Source organism: Photobacterium lutimaris (assembly GCF_003025555.1).
Taxonomy (GTDB): Bacteria; Pseudomonadota; Gammaproteobacteria; order Enterobacterales; family Vibrionaceae; genus Photobacterium; species Photobacterium lutimaris.
Genome location: NZ_PYMH01000049.1, coordinates 1 through 516 on the forward strand (window position 1 = coordinate 1; position 516 = coordinate 516).

The following is a 516-nucleotide window of genomic DNA, read 5'->3' on the forward strand; positions in this document are numbered from 1 at the left end:
AGATGTCTCGTGGGCTCGGAACAACACGGCGGAAATATTGGCCGTCAGCTGTAACTGTCCATTGAAATTTTTCAGCCAATTCACGTGCTTCAGCTTCTTGATACACCGGTCCGATGGGTTTGGTCGGATCGGAAAAAGCCGGATCTTGCGGATCAACCAACATTTGGGTGAGCATGCAAGAGACTTCTTGCTGTGGTAGTAAATTTTTAAGCTCTTGCATCAAGATATAGCCGATCATGCCTTGGGTTTCTGATCCCAATACGTCTAATGGGTAAGGCATGACCTGTTTATATTCCAATCCTTGGAGTGCGAGTAATCCTACTTGAGGGCCATTACCGTGTACGAGTACCACATTATATTGTTGTGCGATTGCGGCGATGGTTGTGGCCGCTGTGGCGATGTTCTGACGCTGAATACTGGCTTCTAAAGGCTCGCCGCGACGAAGTAAGGCGTTACCACCAAGGGCAACAACGACAGTTTGTTTAGTCATAGCTGTGTATCTCCACATTTATGAGG

The 516-nt window shown here is 47.7% G+C and carries 1 protein-coding gene; it reads right to left on the reverse strand.

From position 1 onward, the window contains the following. On the reverse strand, positions 1-490 hold a 490-nt coding region (locus C9I99_RS26960; RefSeq protein WP_483407024.1), incomplete at its 3' end, for an amino acid kinase family protein. Positions 491-516: the final 26 nt, after the last annotated feature.